The following is a 2,130-nucleotide window of genomic DNA, read 5'->3' on the forward strand; positions in this document are numbered from 1 at the left end:
CCTCGTACGAGCGGGCGCGCAGAATCGACAGCTCCAGCTCGCTCATCGTACCTTTCATGCCCAGCAACAGGCGGTCATTGGGATGACGCGGCTCGTAGGCGCCATCTTCGTCGACGATCAACGTGCCGACGAGGCCGCAGAATTCGATCAGCGTGTGCCAGTCGCGCCCGTTGCGGGCCAGACGCGACGCTTCGATGGCGAAGACCGCGCCGACGCGGCCTTCGCAGATCGCCGCGAGCAGCCGCTCGAAACCGGGCCGGCTGACGCCGGATCCGGAGCGGCCGAGATCATCGTCGATGACCGTCACGTCGGACCAGCCGAGGGCCTTGGCGTGCTCGGCAAGGCCGTACTGACGACGCCGGCTCTCGGGATTGTTGGCGAGTTGGTCGGCGGTCGACTGCCGGACGTAGACGTAGGCGCCGCGCGCCAGATGATCAGAGGTGATCTTCACGATTTCCCTCCGTTGCTTCCGGGCGCGCCGTCTCCGACAGGAGCAGGCTCACCAGCGCCGTCAGCATCGGCCGATCGGCGACGACCGCCGGCGCGCCGGGCGGGTCGTCGGTCGCGAAGAGGTCGGGTTGGCGCTGGATCGGTCGCCGGCGTCGCATGCTCGTCTCCTTCGGGGCGGGAGTCGCCACGCAGCGAGCTTAGACAGGCGTCGAGTTCCAGGCGGAGACCGCGCAAACAGGACAGCGTCAGGCGCGGCGCATCGCACACTGTCATCGCCGCCGCGCTATCCTCCAGCATCCAGCTCGGCATCTGAGCCAGCGTGCCGTCCGGCTGGACGATCGTCAGAAGAATGGCGCCGCCGTGCCGCTTGCACCCCGTAACGACAACGGTTTGGTCGAAGAGAGGGTGAAATCGATAGCGTATTCTGCCGTCGCCGCCGTGGTAACGGGCATTATGACCCTGCTTCGTGCGGCACCGGCAAGACCCATGTCTCCCTGGGGCTCGGCCTGGCCGCCTGCCAAAAGGGGCTCTCCGTCGGCTTCACCACCGCCGCCGCTCTGGTGCACGAACTGATGGAGGCCCGCGATGAGCGCCGGCTGCTGCGCTTGCAGAAACAGCTGGCCGGCCACAAGCTCCTGATCATCGACGAGCTCGGCTTCGTCCCCCTCAGCAAGACCGGCGCAGAACTGCTGTTCGAGTTGATCAGCCAGCGCTACGAGCGCGGCTCCACCTTGATCACCAGCAACCTGCCCTTCGACGAATGGACAGAGACCTTCGGCTCCGAGCGCCTCACCGGCGCGCTGCTCGACCGCCTGACGCATCACGTCACCATTCTCGAGATGAACGGCGACAGCTATCGGCTGACCCAGAGCCGGGCGCAAAAGACCGCCGCCAAACCCTGACCCGCAGATTGGCCCTGACGGGCCAGAGCGCCTTGGCACGCGCCAGCTATGTGGCGAGCGCGCGCCAAGGCGCTCACCCCGCCCAACCACCATTTCCAGCATCTCGAAGTGGCAGCGTTCTGCGCCGCCACTTGGCTGGTTTTTCCTCCGCCGTTGACAATCCGATCGACGCCGGCATCGTCTGGAGCTACCGCCTGCCGCGCACGCTGGTCGCCGCGGCCTGCGGCGCCGGGCTCGCGCTGTCGGGCGTGGTGCTCCAGTCGCTGGTGCGCAACGCCCTGGCCGACCCCTATCTGCTCAGGGTCTCGGCCGGGGCTTCGACGGGCGCGGTGGCGGTGACGATCCTGGGCCTCGGCGGCGGGGCGATCGGCCTGTCCGCAGGGGCCTTCGGGGGCGCGACCCTCGCCTTCCTGCTGGTCGCGGCGCTGGCCCGGGCGGCGGGGGGCGGATCGGCGCAGCTGATCCTGGCGGGGATCGCCGGGTCGCAGCTCTTCAACGCGCTCACCTCGTTCTTCATCGCGAAATCCGCCAACGCCGAGCAGGCGCGGGGCGTCATGTTCTGGCTGCTGGGAAATCTGTCCGGCGTGCGCTGGCCGGACGCGACGCTCGCAGCTCCCGTCGCCCTGCTGGCGCTGGCGGTCTGCATCGGGCAGGCGCGGGCGATGGACGCTTTCGCCTTCGGGGCGGACGCGGCCGCCGCCCTCGGCGTGCCGGTGCGCCGGGTCCAGGCGACGCTGATCGGCATGACCACGCTCGCGACCGCGATCATGGTCAGCCT

3 protein-coding genes and 1 pseudogene are annotated in these 2,130 nt (G+C 68.9%); 2 read left to right on the forward strand and 2 right to left on the reverse strand.

The genetic code is table 11. The features are described 5' to 3' along the window. Both ACOJTD_RS17500 and ACOJTD_RS17505 read right to left on the reverse strand, forming a co-directional pair. A partial coding sequence (locus ACOJTD_RS17500) for a recombinase family protein (RefSeq protein WP_420134152.1) occupies positions 1-451 on the reverse strand: 451 nt, incomplete at its 3' end. Then, on the reverse strand, positions 435-608 hold the full coding sequence (locus ACOJTD_RS17505) for a hypothetical protein (protein WP_420134153.1): 174 nt from the start codon (positions 606-608) through the stop codon (positions 435-437). The genes ACOJTD_RS17505 and ACOJTD_RS17500, both read right to left, overlap by 17 nt. A 312-nt stretch (positions 609-920) precedes the next feature. Here ACOJTD_RS17505 and ACOJTD_RS17510 point away from each other — a divergent pair. Both ACOJTD_RS17510 and ACOJTD_RS17515 read left to right on the forward strand, forming a co-directional pair. Continuing rightward, positions 921-1,352: pseudogene (locus ACOJTD_RS17510) on the forward strand (ATP-binding protein); the annotation flags it as partial. 119 nt (positions 1,353-1,471) lie between these two features. Then, positions 1,472-2,130: FecCD family ABC transporter permease (locus tag ACOJTD_RS17515; RefSeq protein WP_420134154.1), on the forward strand; the 659-nt coding region annotated here is incomplete at its 3' end.

The organism is Rhodopseudomonas sp. (genome assembly GCF_048594845.1).
In the GTDB taxonomy this organism is placed as follows: domain Bacteria; phylum Pseudomonadota; class Alphaproteobacteria; order Rhizobiales; family Xanthobacteraceae; genus Rhodopseudomonas.

Excerpts from the sequence above, each read along its gene's own strand:
- ACOJTD_RS17505 (WP_420134153.1), bottom strand. The coding sequence starts at position 608 with ATGCGACGCCGGCGACCGATCCAGCGCCAACCCGACCTCTTCGCGACC.